The sequence below is a fragment of the Filifactor alocis ATCC 35896 genome (assembly GCF_000163895.2).
Lineage (GTDB): Bacteria > Bacillota > Clostridia > Peptostreptococcales > Filifactoraceae > Filifactor > Filifactor alocis.
The window spans coordinates 1,234,191-1,248,882 of the sequence record NC_016630.1 but is presented as its reverse complement, the minus strand read 5'-3'; the positions used below and the strand labels follow the sequence as shown (position 1 = coordinate 1,248,882).

Sequence of the window (14,692 nt, the reverse complement as noted above, 5' to 3'; positions counted from 1 at the left end):
GCAGGCAATGAGTACAGTTGGACGAGAACCGTGCAAGGGTGGAACTCCCGTGAGCTTTGCTAAAGCTGTTCGATTGCTTGTAAAACTACTTTTATGAAATCTAACGTGTGATTGGGAAAGGAGGATTTTATGAAGCAGACAGATATTCCTATCTGGGAGCGTTATACCCTGACCATTGAAGAAGCGTCTAAGTATTTCCGTATTGGCGAAAATAAGCTCCGTCGTTTGGCAGATGAAAATAAAAATGCTGATTGGCTGATTATGAATGGCAATCGTATTCAGATAAAGCGAAAACAGTTTGAAAAAATTATTGATAAATTGGACGCAATCTAGCGTCGCCAAAGGGTCTTGGATATGATAAAATAGCATTAAGTCGTATCAAGGCTCTTTCCATTTTGGAAAGGAGCGAAAGCCATGTCAGAGAAAAGACGTGACAATAAAGGTCGCATTTTAAAGACTGGGGAGAGCCAACGAAAAGACGGAAGATACTTATATAAATATGTAGATTCATTTGGAGAACCGCAATTTATCTACTCATGGAAACTGGTGGCTACAGACAGAGTACCAGCAGGAAAGCGTGATTGTGTTCCTCTTCGGGAAAAAGTTGCGGAGCTACTGAAAGACATTCATGATGGCATTGATGTTGTAGGAAAGAAAATGACACTTTGTCAGCTTTACGCAAAGCAGAATGCTCAAAGACCCAATGTGAAGAAAGGCACGCAAACTGGACGGAAATATCTGATGGATATTTTGACAAAGGACAAGTTAGGTGCAAGGAGCATAGACAGCATTAAACCGTCTGACGCTAAAGAATGGGCGATTAGAATGAGTGAAGATGGATATGCTTATCAAACCATCAATAACTATAAGCGTTCTTTAAGGGCTTCATTCTATATTGCGATTGAAGACGATTGTGTTCGGAAGAATCCCTTTGACTTCCAGCTAAATACCGTCATTGATGATGATACTGTTCCTAAAGTCGCATTGACAACGGAGCAGGAAGAAAAGCTGTTATCCTTTGCGAAAGCTGATAAGACCTACAGCAAGAATTATGATGAAATCCTGATACTCTTAAAAACGGGTCTTCGTATTTCAGAGTTTGGCGGTCTGACACTTCCAGATTTGGATTTTGAAAATCGTCTTGTCAAGGTAGACCATCAGTTACTACGAGATACTGAAAATGGATACTACATTGAAACTCCCAAGACTAAAAGTGGCGAACGACAAGTTCCTATGGTTGAAGAAGCCTATCAAGCGTTTCAGCGAGTGCTGGCGAATCGGAAGAACCGTAAATGTGTTGTGATTGATGGTTATAGTAATTTCCTTTTTCTCAATGGGAAAGACTATCCTAAAGTGGCAAGTGATTACAATGGTATGTTGAAAAACCTTGTCAAGAAATACAATAAATATCATGAGGATAAGCTACCCCATATCACTCCACACATTTTGCGTCATACGTTCTGCACTAACTATGCAAATGCAGGAATGAACCCAAAAGCATTGCAGTACATTATGGGGCATGCGAATATAAACATGACGCTGAACTATTACGCACATGCTACATTCGATTCTGCTATGGCAGAGATGAACCGCTTGGAAAAAAAGAAACAGCAGGAACGTCTTGTTGCTTAGTAGTACAGATGAATTTACTACTAATTTACCACTTCTGACAGTCAATTCATGAGGAAATATATAAGGAAACGTGAAGTATCTTCCAACAGTAAAAATGCTCGAAGCCCTTTAGAATAAGGATTTGCGAGCATTTAATGAGATTTAAAAGGATAATTAGAAATCTATGTTTTGTTTAAATATAAAAAGTAGGCTAAATGAGAGCCTGCTTATTATGCAGGAAGTGAACTATCAGTTATTCACAGACAGCGTTAAAGATGAAATAGTATTAACATCAAATATTAAAGATGATTATGTTTTAGATACTTGGCTAAAAGATATGGAGTTGAAAAATATCAGTGATAGGAATCCTCACACCTTGTCAGGAGGACAAAAACAGAGAGTAATTATCTTATCCGCTTTACTATCCGACAAGAAAATTCTATTTTTCGATGAACCAACCAGTGGATTGGACTATAGAAATATGAAAATAGTAGCTAAAAACATAAAGAAAGTAAAGGAAGAAGATAAGTTGATTTTAATAATATCCCATGATGTTGAGTTTTTAGAGTCAGTTTGTGATAAAGTGATTGATTTCACGTATTTATGAAAATGCATATATTAGTAAATTACAAGAGGGACATATGATAAAAACGCAAGAAAAACGAGAAGTTATGAATAGTATTTTTTATAATATTCCATAAAATAAATTTTATAATAGATTTTTTTCATTTTAGAGGACTTTTTATGCCTATGTGCAGAAGTCCTCCTTTTTTTGTCTAAAAACGCAGACAAAAAAAGAAATGGAGGAAATTAAATGCCAAAAGAATATTACCTTTATGTCAACGGACAAAGGGTTAAAGTCAGCGAGCAGATATATAAAGTCTACTGGCGAGAAAAAGAACACGAAAAGTATTTAGAGCAGGTGGACAAGAAAAACCACTTGCTCTTTTTTTCATCGTTGGATCATGATGGACATTATGTAGATAATATTGTCGATGAAAGTGTTGATGTAGAAAAGATTGTTGAAACACAGATGATGATTGAAGCAGTCAGAAATGCTATATCAAGACTCAATGCAGAAGAAAGAGATATTATTGAACGCTTGTATTTCAATGATGAAACGGTTCGTTCAGTGGCAAAGCTTAAAAGTATTACACATCCAGCCTTAATCAAAAGAAGAAACAAAATTCTTGAAAAGCTGAAAAAATTCATCGAAGAACTTTAAAACTTCGGTAACCAAAGGGGTCAAATTTTCCTTATGTAAAGTGAAGGGGAGTTTGACCTCCTTTACTTTCTTCGGTAAGAGATACGCCTGCTTATGGCAAATAGGAAAATGTAGAGAAAACAATCCCTTTCAAATATTGTTCTTTGACAACTGAATAGACCAAGGTAGGACTTTATCTGCTTGTGGAGAATTATGACTTACGCCAAGACCTTTCTGCTGAGAGATTTCAGTTTTATGAATACTGGTTAAACCAAGGAAATAAGAAAGTGAGCGACAAATAAGATTACATAAAAAACAGATGTGGCAGTCTGTTCGTTGATACAGGCGGTGATAATGATACTTCAACAGTTTATGCCGGCTCGTCTTGAATAAGGGGCGGAGGTGAGATTCCTATGTTGTCAGCCAAGACACCTACCAATGTCATAAAACTTAAAAAAGAAAACAACAGGGAAAGGAGTTTTCTAATGAATGTAGAAGAATTAGCAAGATATAAAAACATGTCAGCGGAAGAGATAGACAGGAAAATTGTCCCTGATATCGAAGATATAAAAGATAAGAAAAATGCAGAGCCGCTTTCCATGTACTTTATGAAAGTCGGAAATGTCATTGTTAAATGTAGCTATGCAGAGAATGGAAGAAGTTTGGAGGATTGTTTTCTGTCATATCTAAAAAAGAAAGCAATGCTGCTTGATTAAAAATATGATAAAAGGGGCAGACTTTTTTACAAATCTATGGTATAATACTAACCAAATAGGGATACAACTTCATAAGAGCTGAAAGACTCCAAGTTATCATATTTCTCCTTAAAAAAGAATATGAAAGTTTGGAGGTTTTGTTATGTCTAAAAATAATTTAGATACAGATGTTCTCAAAGTTGCCATGTATCTCAGATTATCACAAGATGATGAAAAATATGATAAAGGCTTTAAGGTGGAAAGCAACAGCATTTCCAACCAAAGACTTCAGATTAATGACTTCATTGATAAAAATGAGGATATGGAGCTGATAGAAGAATATGTCGATGACGGATATTCAGGTATAAACTTTGAAAGACCGGCATTTAAGAAAATGATGGAAGATGTCATCACAGGGAGAATTAACTGCATTGTTGTAAAAGACTTATCCAGATTTGGCAGAGATTATATTGATAGCGGAAGATACCTGCAAAGAGTATTTCCCTCTCTTGATATAAGATTTATTGCCCTAAATGATAATTATGACAGCTATACAGCCAGTGAAACGGAAAAGAACTTGGTCATTCCGTTTAAAAGCTTCATCAATGACAATTATTGTAGGGATACTTCCGCAAAGGTCAGAAGTGTCTGCAAGGTAAAGAGAAAACAGGGACAGTTTATATCAAACTATGCTCCTTACGGCTATGAAAAAGATAAGGAAGATAAGCACAAAATAGTAATTGATAAAGAAGCGGAATATGTGGTGCGTAAAATCTTTTCAATGAAGCTTGAGGGGTACAGCTCCTACTCTATTGCCAAACACTTAAACGATAATGGAATCCCATCACCGATGGAGCATAAAAAGGCAAAGGGAATAAGGTATAAGACAGGCTTCAGCACAAAGGCGGTTGCCAAATGGGATACGCCGGCAGTTAATCGTATTTTAACCAATGAAATCTATATCGGAACACTGCAACAGGGAAAACGGGAAAAGATAAACTATAAGCTGGATAAGGTGGTTTCCAAGGATAGAAGCGATTGGATTGAAATCGAGGACAATCATGAAGCTATTATTGATATTTATGACTTTGAAATTGCCCAAAAACTTTTGAAATGTGATATAAAGGCAAAAAATGTCGGAGAGAAGGCGGATTTGTTTTCAGGTCTTTTATTTTGCAAGGACTGTAATGCTCAGATGACAAAGAAAGTCGATAAGAGAGGGAAAACTCCCACTATTTACTATATCTGCTCCCAGTACAACAAAGGAAAAGAGTGCAGCAGGCATTCAATCAAACAGGAAGAATTAAAGCTAAGCGTACTTGAGATGATTTGCCATTATATCAACTCTCTTGGGAAGTATGAAAGCATTTCAGAAGAGATAAGAGAAATGGAAGTATCTTATGAGCTTTTTCAGAAAATAGATAAAAGACAGGAGTATACCAAGAAAAGCAAGGCAAAGTTTGAACTTTTAAAATCGGCTCTGTATCAGGACTTAAAAGAAGGAATCATTTCTGAAGAAGAATTTTACGGTATGAGAGAGTTTTATACAAACCGTATCGTAGAAAGCGAACTGATTTTAGAAAAGCAGAATAAAGAAATTTCAAGACTCTATCAAAAGAGTTTGGGAAACAAAAACTTCCTGTCAGATATTAAAAAGTACAGGAATATAAGCACCTTAGAAAGAGGGCTTCTTGTAAGACTTGTCGATAAAATCTATGTTTTGGAAGAAAAAAGGATAGAAATCCATTTTAACTATGATGAAACTACAGATATACTGGATAAGTTAAGCGACTACACAAAGCAATCCTCCGAGCTGATGAAGGAGGTGGTGTAGATGGCAAGGACAGCGAACAGGCGGGCAAAAGCGGAAGAAGCTCTGTTAAGCAAAGAAAGCGGAAACAGTTTTCAAACAGCGATTTACACAAGAATATCAAGAGATAAAAAAGAAAAGCCGAGTGATTCCATTGAAAATCAAATTGCTCTTTGTGAAAGTTATATAAAGAAAAATGATGGTCATAATTTGGTTGGAATATATAAAGACATCGCAAAGACAGGGACAGAATTTGAAAGACCTGACTTTGAAAAACTTGTGGGAGAAGTAAGGACGGGAAAAGTCAACTGCATTATTGTAAAAGACCTATCCCGCTTTGGAAGAAATTATACGGAGCTTGGAAACTTCATTGAAAAGATATTTCCGTTTCTTGGAGTAAGATTTATTGCGGTTAATGACAATCTGGATACCTTTCACATGGAAGATCCCAATAAATCTCTTGAGGTAATCTTGAAGAATATTGTAAATGAAACTTATGCAAAAGACATTTCAAAGAAAGTATCAAGCTCTCATCAGATGAGGATCAAACAAGGCGGATTCATCTGTGGTGCGGCTCCTTATGGCTATACAGCAAGAAAAGATGAAGATGGAGTAAGACGGTTATATGTTGATGAAAATACAGCTTCCATCGTAAAAGAAATTTTTGATGCGTATTTGAAGGGATTTAGTACACTTGATATTTCAAAGTTACTGTTTGAAAAGAAAGTATATATAGCAACTGATTATAGGAAGTTTGGAAAAGCTAAAGCTGATGAAAATGAGCTTATAAGAGCTTGGATTCCGACAACAATATTACAAGTGCTTAAAAATCGTGTATATACAGGAACACTCATTCAAGGCAGAAATCAAAAGCATTTATTTGAAGGGAAAAAGAGAGAAAGGCTTGACGAAGAACATTGGACAATAACAGAAGATGCCCATGAAGCAATTATCTCGCTTGATACATTTGAAAAGGTACAGGAGAAAATTTCCTCAAAATCTAATTCCATTAAAAATAGCAGAAAAGAAAATAAGAATGCTAAGGATGATACAGTATTTAGAGGAAAACTATATTGTGGAATTTGTAAGAGAAAAATGAGCGTACACATGCAAAAAAGCGGTAATAAAACTGTATTTTATTTTAGCTGTAATCGGTTCAGAGAATTTACAACAGAAAAATGCGGAACATCTATTACAGAGGCTACTCTTGAAAAAACTGTTAAAGCAGCCTTTGAAGCTATTCTTTTAAGTAACAGTAAAAGTTATAAGGCTTATCTGAATGCTTATGACAATCTTAAAATAGAGATGGATAAGAAAAAGGAAAAAGAAATAACTGAAATTGAAAGAAAAATTTTAGGCTTTAGCAGACTTCAAAGTGAGTATTATGAAAAATATGTTTTGGGCAAGTGGAGTAAAGAAGATTTTGAAAGGGAAAAAGGACTTCTGGGTAAAAAGAAAGCAGAACTCGAAATCCTAAAAGAAAGACAAGTTGCTATCTTTGAAAAAGAAGTATTTGAACTTGAAGAAAGGCATAAGTACCTTACAGCACTTTTTAAAGGTAAAACAAAGAAATGGGATAAAGACTTTGTAGATAGCATCATTGATAAGATCTTTATAGGGAAAGATAACACAATAGAAATCAAATTTAATTTTGAAGAAACTCCTGTGATTACTGAAAAACTCGGTAGAAAGACAAGGAGGAGCTGATATGAATACAGTAGATTTTTATTTAAGACTTTCCTTAGAAGATGACGATTTAAAAGACGAAAGTAACAGCATTACTTCCCAAAGAGAAATCTTAAAGAACTATATCAGTTCAAGAGAAGAATTTACTGGAGTGAAGATAAGAGAACATATTGATGATGGCTATACCGGAACAAATTTTAATCGTCCTGCATTTCAAAAGATGATAGGTCTTATGAAGAAAAATGAGATAAGAACTATTCTTGTAAAGGATTTATCACGATTTGCAAGAGATTATATTGAATCCGGAGCATATATTGAGCAGATATTCCCTTTTATGCAGGTTCGTTTCATCTCTGTGAATGACAATTATGACAGTAATAACAATGAGAATGGAATCAGCAGTTTAGAAATTCCTTTTAAGAATCTTGTCTACGACTACTATTCCAAGGACATTTCACAAAAAATCAGTTCATCAGTAAGAGTAAGACAGGATAGAGGGTATTATTTCGGTTCAAAAGCACCGTATGGGTATGTAAAAGATGAAAAAGACCATCATCAGCTACTTGTCGATGATAGAGTGAGAAACATCATTGAAGAAGTCTTTGAAAGATACCTGAGTGGAGAAAGTATGCTTTCCATTTCTAAAGATTTTAATCATAGAGGTGTTCTGACGCCGGCAAAACATATAGGGCTTAAAAGAGGAAGTGGAGTATGGACAGGACAGATTATTAGATATGTTTTAACACAAAGAGTTTATACAGGAGCTGTTGTTGGTGGAAAGACAAGGGTACAGGAAGTTGGTTCTGATAATAGAAAATGGGTTGATAGCAAAGACTGGATAATTAGAGAAGATATGCACGAAGCTATTATCTCTAAAGAAGATTTTGGTAAGGTTCAGGATATGCTAAACAGCAATGCAAAACTAATCAGTAGAGAGCGGAAGCATTTTCATATTCTTCAAGACAAAGTCTATTGTGGTAAGTGCTATCATAAAATGACTTATACAGTTAATTATGGAAAAACAGATGGATATTGCTGTCCCTATCGGTACAAAGCAAAAGACTGTGGCTGCATGAAAGGGAAGATAAAAGCAGAAACACTGGAAGATATTGTTTCAGAAGAGATTAAACTTTATACAGAGAGCTTTCTTGAAAAAGAACAGACAAGAAAGATTGAGCATAAAGTTATGGAAAGCATTTGTGAAAGCCTGCTTTACAGGAAGAAAAGACTGGAAGCGGAAAAGCAAAAGATTCAGGTTTCCAAAATGCAGCTTTATGAAAGGCATAAACAGGACGAAATAGATAAGGAAGCATATTTATCAAAGAAAGAAGATTTAAGCAAAAAACTTAAAAATACAGAACAGGAAATAGCCATCATTACGGACAAGATAAAAGAAAATACATCTTCAGGACATAACCTTAATGTTGATAAGCTAAGAGAAGCGGTTACAAAAGGAGAGCTTGTTTTAGACTGGATCAACGAAGTCATAGACAGGATTTATGTTTATGGTAAAGACAAGGTGGAGATTATTTGGAAATTTGAGAAAGGGAATGGAAAAGATGGATAAAAAAGACGAAATTATGCTTGTAAGTCATGAATCCCTTGTAAAAAAGATTTATATTATTAGGGGACAAAAGGTTATGCTTGACTTTGAATTAGCCGAAATCTATGGATATGAAACAAAGCGATTTAATGAGCAGGTTAAAAGAAATATTGAGAAATTTGATGAAGACTTTATGTTTCAATTAACGGATGAGGAAGTATCTGAACTTTCAAGGTCGCAAAATGCGACCTTGAACAAGAGTGCAGGAAGAGGTAGTAATATTAAGTACAATCCTCATGCTTTTACCGAGCAGGGAATCTATATGCTGATGACAGTTCTCAAAGGAGAGCTTGCAGTCAAGCAGAGTAAAGCCTTGATTCGCACTTTCAAGCAAATGAAAGACTACATCGTAGAAAATCAAGGGTTGATTGGGAAAAGAGAGTTTTTGCAGCTTTCGATGCAGATTACAAGTAATGTCGTGGAAATGCAGGATTTAAGACGAGATTTAAGAGATGTGGAAGATCAGGTAGCAGAAGTGGTGGATACCTTAAATAATGTGGTGCATAAATCGGAGCTGTCGGAGCTGATTCTTGACCTTAGCAATCCACAGCTCAAATATGGATTTTTACTCTTGAACGGACAGCCGATCGAAGCAAATCTTGCTTATAAAGACATTTATAGCATAGCGAAAAAGAGTATCTATATCGTCGATAACTATATCGGAGTGAAAACTTTGGTCTTGCTAAAAGATGTTCCTTCATCGGTAGAAGTCATTATATTCAGCGATAACATCGGCAAAGGACTTCATACCCTTGAATATCAGGATTTCTGCCAAGAATACCCATTTAGAAAGATAACATTCCAAAAATCCAGTGGAGAGTTTCATGACAGATACATCATTATCGACTGGAATACCGAACATCAACGAATCTATCATTGTGGAGCGTCTTCCAAAGATGCAGGGCAAAGAATCACAAGCATAACGGAAGTGGTCGATCAGATGATTTATACCGACCTCATCAATAATCTCTTGAAAAATCCGGTGTTGCAGTTAAAATAGAAGTGGAAAATGGATTGGAAATTTGAAAAAAATATGTATCCAATACTTGACACAAGGGTGGAATTGTAAGTACCATGTAGTATTTGCACCAAAATATAGAAGAAAAGTCTTTTATGGAGAAAAAAGGAAGCGATAAGAGATATAATAAGAACATTATGTCAGTGGAAAGGAGTTGAAATAATAGAAGGAGAAGTTTGTCCCGATCATATACATCTATTACTTAGTATACCACCAAAAATAAGTGTATCGAGTTTCATGGGATATCTGAAAGGAAAAAGCAGTCTAATGATATTTCAAAAATATGGAAACATGAAGTTTGCATATAGAAACAGAGAGTTTTGGTGTAAAGGATATTACGTAGATACCGTAGGTAAAAATACAAAAGCAATACAGGAATATATATCAAATCAATTGAAAGTAGATAGAGAAAGTGATCAATTAAGTATATTTGATCCGAGAGACCCGTTTACGGGTAGCAAATAAAAAATGCATGGCTGGCAGGCCAATAAAAAGCACACGTGTGTGCTGCCAGTTAAGATAGGGCTATGCCCGAAAATGAAAAACCACCGGCTATGCCGGTGGATATTTATTTATTTCTTGTTATGTAAACTTGTTACGTTCTTTTTTTGAATAATAGCCTTTATAAGAGGATGTTTTTTATGGTGTATATGTTGAAAGAAGATGATGTCGTTTTACAAATTTACTTCATTTCAAACTTGTTGGAATCACATTGAAAGCAGTGTAATGATAGCAGTCTTGAAGCACTTTGATTTATCGATGAAGCATTTGTATCACATGCTGTGTTTGGATGGTGTTTACCAATTAGAGTTCTTTATCAATCTTTTCAATCAGCTCCGTAATATTCTTTGAAACATATACGATTTCATCGGGATCATGGATGTAGCAGATGATTTGTCCTTCCTGTCCGGCAGTATTCGGATCAAAATCAAGCATCAGATAACAACTGTCGCAGTATTGTGCAAACGGAATCCATCTCTTGTTGAACAGGTATGGTTTTATTCTGTTATCTCGCATGTTATCGATATCTTGAGGTGAAAAACACTCCGGAAAATCCGATAACAAAGCATTTTTGTTTTGAAAATAGGTCTTACATTTTTTGATTTCCTCTAAGCTCATCAAACAAAAACACATATCAGAAGTTCTTATTATGGATGGAAGAATACACATAAATCTACTTCCGTCTTTGTATTGATAAACCGTCTTAAAATCTTCCGGCAAACGAATTGCAAATTCTGTCTCGAATTTGCACAAATCATCCTCTGAAGCCCCGACTATTGTTTCATACTCCTGAAAATATTCTTCTTCCATCGGATCATCCAAATCCAATTCTTCAAAATTTTCGCATATATATGTTTCAATTTTCTTGATGTTATCAATCAGTTTCATTTTCCTACATCCCCTTATTATTCTTTTGTCTATGATTTTTTGGAGTTATCATGACACTGCTATATATTATAATGTTTTAATACGATTGACCGTTATTTATTCGAATTACCTTATATCGTCATTCCGGATTGCTATCCATGATGTTCATTTCACTTCAATCAGTGTAGCACTTTCTTTCATTTCAAGTGGGATGAGATAGAAAGGAATTATTCTTTTTAGTTGAAAAGTGCAATTTATACCTCATCTTCGTTTAATTCTCTAAAACTACTGATATGGTATCCGAAATAACATTTTCCTGATTGACCTATAAAAATTCCGTGTTCCGGCATATTGGCTATCTCGCCTAAATAAATCATAGGCATATCATCAGAAAACGGGTATTCCAAAGATAGTTCATTTTTAAGAGTAACCAAAGTTTTTTCTTTCATTGTGTAAGCATTCAATTTATCACTCCTTAATATATTTCATAAATAAGTTCTGAATCGGGTTGGAAATCATCATCAAATTTTACTAAAAAATATAACTCTCCGGCAGGAGATTCGCCCACATAATAACCTAAGGCAAAGGCGTTATAGCAACCGCTGATGTCAAATATCACATTTGTGAGTTTTAACTCTGAGACATCATTGTCTTTTGCATAAAAAGAGAATTGACCGTCCGGTGCATTTCCTACTTGATATCTTGATGCAACAGCAGTATTACAATTGTTATTATCTAACTGAACATCCGTCAAATCTAATGTTTCAGTACTTGCATGACTGCATTTGTCTTTGATAAGTTGATGTGCCTTTTGGTCTAATACATTTATTTCATTAGCAAGTTTCTCCATAAAGCAATATGGAATGGAAGAGATATCTTCTTCGGTATATCCGGTGAAGTTAAAATGTAATTCCGATTCAAACTTATGGCTTACAAAATAGATGCCACCGATACTGTTTTTCCAATTTTTTCCCTTCCATAGAGCAAGCAATTCTTCTTTTTTCATAACTCACCTTTCATCTTAAACAACAGTGTTATTCGTATTTCGTGACATCATATCCCAATTTTCTCAATGCATCTATTTGCTTTCTTTGATGTTCGGGAGTTCCACAGGCGCATTCAATATCCGAATAAATATAACTTTCCGGCCAATTATCATACACTTTGTCCAAAAAAGCGGGAATGTTCTCGTGCATTGGAAGGATATTTGAAAGAAATCCTTGTTTCAGACACCGGATATATTCCTCAGTACTGATTAATGTGGAATATCCGTTTTGGTCAGAAGCGTTGCGTCTGTCAAGAGAAGCTTTGATGTCCCAAGGAGTGAAGTAGATTAAGTAGGGAGGCCTACTCCAACGCTGTGAATCTGTTTTATCAGGTGACGGTAACATTTTTTCCCAGAATCCTCTTTTTACTGCAAAGGAACCTGTAGAAATATAGAGACGATACGGTGTTTTTTCGAATGTTTCATGAGAAATTTCTCCATCTGTTCGTTCAAAGATACCATATACATCATGTGCTAAGAGACGAGCGTAGTAAGGTATCTGTGCAGGTATCTTATAGATTGCTCCAAGTTCATATCTTGCCATTTTTTCCTCCTTTTTTTCTATTAAGTACAGAATATTGTTTTTATGCTAATTCTATTGCACATACAGTCAATTTATGATTTTCATCTGTTAGGAAGGCATGGGAACCCCATATATCAATCACGCGAAATGAGGCATATCCGCGTGGCAAGACTATATCAATCAGTTCGTTGTCGGATATTCTGAGTATTTTTTGCTTTCCTTTCCATTCATTGTTCTTAAAGATAGGTGACAAAATCATCCACTGTCTGTCTCCTGAGAATTTTCCTCTCATTCCATGTTTCCCTTCCAGTCTACTCAGATTGTCTTTTCCCCATATCTTAGTCTTAAAAAGTCCATTTGGTTCAATTTCCAGGAACCAATAGTATCCCATTAAGTTCAGTCTTGCAGGATTTGTGATATTTCCTTCTAAAAAGGCATAGAACTGTCCATTTTCTTCTAATATGGAGCCAATCGTAGGAGCTTGGTAGTTAAAATCCGCTTTAACAAAGTCATTTCCAGATCGTTCAAGTGAGGCAATATGTTTTTCTCTTATACCCGGTTTACTGTATACACAAGAAGTGTCTTTTGGCCAATGAGCTTTTTTGTTTTCAAAATCTACTGTAAGTATAGTAAAACTGTTTGTTGAATCCAGGTTATTTCCAAGTCTGCAGACAATAGGAAAAGTGCCTTGATATCCTGTTGTGGTAATAGGCATTGGAGTACCATAAGGGCACCAATTATCCATAGCAAATTCAGTCCATTCTGCATCAAAGTCTTGGAGATACCATAATTTCTTCGTTGCTGGGCACAAAAGCAGAATTCCTTTGTCACAAGACAAAAGAACAGGATTTTTCCATATATCCCGTTCTTCCTTAGATTCAGGTGAGGAGATTTGTTTCAAAGAATCTCCTTTAATCCATAGGATTCCGATGTTTTCGTTATCCAAAACTGAGGTCCACAGTACAATTTCATGTTCTCCTCTTGCAATCATTTCTTTTCCGGCAAAAGGACTGTACTTGAAAGATTTATCTACAGGTTTTACTTCCTCAAATTCCCAATTTTTTATTACTTTTAATTTTGCTTTCATCATCATTCTTCCTTTATCATATCTTCTGTTTTATCATAATAGAAATTCTCAAAAATCAAAGATTCAGTTAGAATGTTTGGTTTTTGAGAATGAATAGATTTTTTGTAAGATATATCAGTTAATAGTAAAACTTATACTCTTTCTCAAAAAGAATTCAAGAAATTTTGTTATCTAAGAAACTATTAAATTTGAAGTGCGGAATCTTTTTATCCGCTATTCAATGATAAGATTCCCAATATTATCCAAATAATCAATAGCCCACTACTCACAAAAGATACTATTACTCCTATGCCACATATCACTAGTGCCCATGTATGTCGTGTTGCTTGTTCGATAAAAAAACAAGGTATTGCTGTAAGAGAAAGAAAAAAACCTCCAAAAAATGATATGAGCCATGTGAATGCGACTACATTATACCATTTTCCTAAATGATTTTCTCCTATAGGTTGACTGATTATAATAAAATAGGTAAGAATAGCAATAATGTAACAAACGATATTGGTAAGATACAAATATTTCAGTAGATGATGTCTATGAAAATAAGTCAGAATACATAAAACAACAATCATAATGAGTGGAAAATAAAGACGTCCCATAATATAATTATCATTTGCTATAAGACTCACCTCCTTTCTGTCATATTTTGCAATCTAATTTGAAAAATTGTGGCATGAAATGTTATCCGTTAGAATTTTTATATGTTTCTTTACTGATTTTATTTACCTTATCAAACAAGAGTTCAGATATCCAAATTATGATTGTTTTCTATAAAGCTTGATAATAGTATACTATTTTTTAATTGTTTTTTCTACTGTTATGTTTTCTAATGAACATCGAGATTGGCGTTCTTTTTCTATTGGTAAAGAAGAGATAAGTATACCTTAACTATAGAATAAATAAATGTGTTGTGTAATGTCACAATGAAATAAATGTATTTAAAATATAATATCAATTTGGATCATTTATTAAAAAGTTACATAAATGAAATAAAAAGGATTTCGTTTGGATGAAGAAATAATGAAAGATTGGTAAAATGGATATT

14 protein-coding genes and 1 pseudogene are annotated in these 14,692 nt (G+C 34.7%); 10 read left to right on the top strand and 5 right to left on the bottom strand.

The window, feature by feature from the left end:
* Positions 1 to 129: 129 nt before the first annotated feature.
* The 10 genes and pseudogenes from HMPREF0389_RS05485 to tnpA all read left to right on the top strand — a co-directional run bounded on the left by HMPREF0389_RS05485 (position 130) and on the right by tnpA (position 10,092).
* Positions 130 to 333, top strand: coding sequence for an excisionase (locus HMPREF0389_RS05485; RefSeq protein ID WP_000814510.1), 204 nt, complete (start codon positions 130 to 132; stop codon positions 331 to 333).
* Between the two features lie 81 nt (positions 334 to 414).
* Positions 415 to 1,632, top strand: a complete 1,218-nt coding sequence (locus HMPREF0389_RS05480) for a tyrosine-type recombinase/integrase (protein WP_001291569.1) — start codon at positions 415 to 417, stop codon at positions 1,630 to 1,632.
* A gap of 163 nt (positions 1,633 to 1,795) precedes the next feature.
* Entirely contained in the window at positions 1,796 to 2,218 is a 423-nt protein-coding gene (locus HMPREF0389_RS05475; RefSeq protein WP_000458708.1) for an ATP-binding cassette domain-containing protein, read from the top strand.
* A gap of 207 nt (positions 2,219 to 2,425) precedes the next feature.
* Positions 2,426 to 2,836 (top strand): sigma-70 RNA polymerase sigma factor region 4 domain-containing protein, encoded by a 411-nt coding sequence (locus HMPREF0389_RS05470; RefSeq protein ID WP_001123821.1) that lies wholly within the window; start codon positions 2,426 to 2,428, stop codon positions 2,834 to 2,836.
* A gap of 464 nt (positions 2,837 to 3,300) precedes the next feature.
* Positions 3,301 to 3,531 (top strand): DUF6870 family protein, encoded by a 231-nt coding sequence (locus tag HMPREF0389_RS05465; RefSeq protein WP_001860240.1) that lies wholly within the window; start codon positions 3,301 to 3,303, stop codon positions 3,529 to 3,531.
* A 142-nt stretch (positions 3,532 to 3,673) separates the two neighbouring features.
* Positions 3,674 to 5,344, top strand: a complete 1,671-nt coding sequence (locus HMPREF0389_RS05460) for a recombinase family protein (protein ID WP_000042123.1) — start codon at positions 3,674 to 3,676, stop codon at positions 5,342 to 5,344.
* The gene (locus tag HMPREF0389_RS05455) at positions 5,345 to 7,027 is read left to right on the top strand and encodes a recombinase family protein (RefSeq protein ID WP_000124510.1); all 1,683 of its coding nucleotides are present in this window, start codon (positions 5,345 to 5,347) and stop codon (positions 7,025 to 7,027) included.
* Between the two features lies 1 nt (position 7,028).
* The gene (locus HMPREF0389_RS05450; protein ID WP_001098743.1) at positions 7,029 to 8,573 is read left to right on the top strand and encodes a recombinase family protein; all 1,545 of its coding nucleotides are present in this window, start codon (positions 7,029 to 7,031) and stop codon (positions 8,571 to 8,573) included.
* Positions 8,566 to 9,609, top strand: a complete 1,044-nt coding sequence (locus tag HMPREF0389_RS05445; RefSeq protein WP_014262664.1) for an ORF6N domain-containing protein — start codon at positions 8,566 to 8,568, stop codon at positions 9,607 to 9,609. The genes HMPREF0389_RS05450 and HMPREF0389_RS05445 overlap by 8 nt, the downstream gene beginning before the upstream one ends.
* A 31-nt stretch (positions 9,610 to 9,640) precedes the next feature.
* Positions 9,641 to 10,092: pseudogene (gene tnpA / locus HMPREF0389_RS05440) on the top strand (IS200/IS605 family transposase).
* A 339-nt stretch (positions 10,093 to 10,431) separates the two neighbouring features.
* Here the strand turns inward: tnpA and HMPREF0389_RS05435 are convergent.
* The 5 genes from HMPREF0389_RS05435 to HMPREF0389_RS05415 all read right to left on the bottom strand — a co-directional run bounded on the left by HMPREF0389_RS05435 (position 10,432) and on the right by HMPREF0389_RS05415 (position 13,650).
* Positions 10,432 to 11,016 carry an SMI1/KNR4 family protein gene (locus tag HMPREF0389_RS05435; protein WP_014262663.1) on the bottom strand — a complete coding sequence of 195 codons (585 nt, stop codon included), beginning with the start codon at positions 11,014 to 11,016 and terminating at the stop codon, positions 10,432 to 10,434.
* A gap of 233 nt (positions 11,017 to 11,249) precedes the next feature.
* On the bottom strand, positions 11,250 to 11,459 hold the full coding sequence (locus HMPREF0389_RS05430) for a hypothetical protein (RefSeq protein ID WP_014262662.1): 210 nt from the start codon (positions 11,457 to 11,459) through the stop codon (positions 11,250 to 11,252).
* A gap of 11 nt (positions 11,460 to 11,470) precedes the next feature.
* On the bottom strand, positions 11,471 to 12,001 hold the full coding sequence (locus HMPREF0389_RS05425; protein WP_014262661.1) for a hypothetical protein: 531 nt from the start codon (positions 11,999 to 12,001) through the stop codon (positions 11,471 to 11,473).
* 28 nt (positions 12,002 to 12,029) lie between these two features.
* Positions 12,030 to 12,584: a hypothetical protein gene (locus HMPREF0389_RS05420; protein ID WP_014262660.1), complete on the bottom strand. Its 555-nt coding sequence runs from the start codon at positions 12,582 to 12,584 to the stop codon at positions 12,030 to 12,032.
* Positions 12,585 to 12,624: 40 nt separating this feature from the next.
* Positions 12,625 to 13,650, bottom strand: a complete 1,026-nt coding sequence (locus tag HMPREF0389_RS05415; RefSeq protein ID WP_041250822.1) for a hypothetical protein — start codon at positions 13,648 to 13,650, stop codon at positions 12,625 to 12,627.
* Positions 13,651 to 14,692: the final 1,042 nt, after the last annotated feature.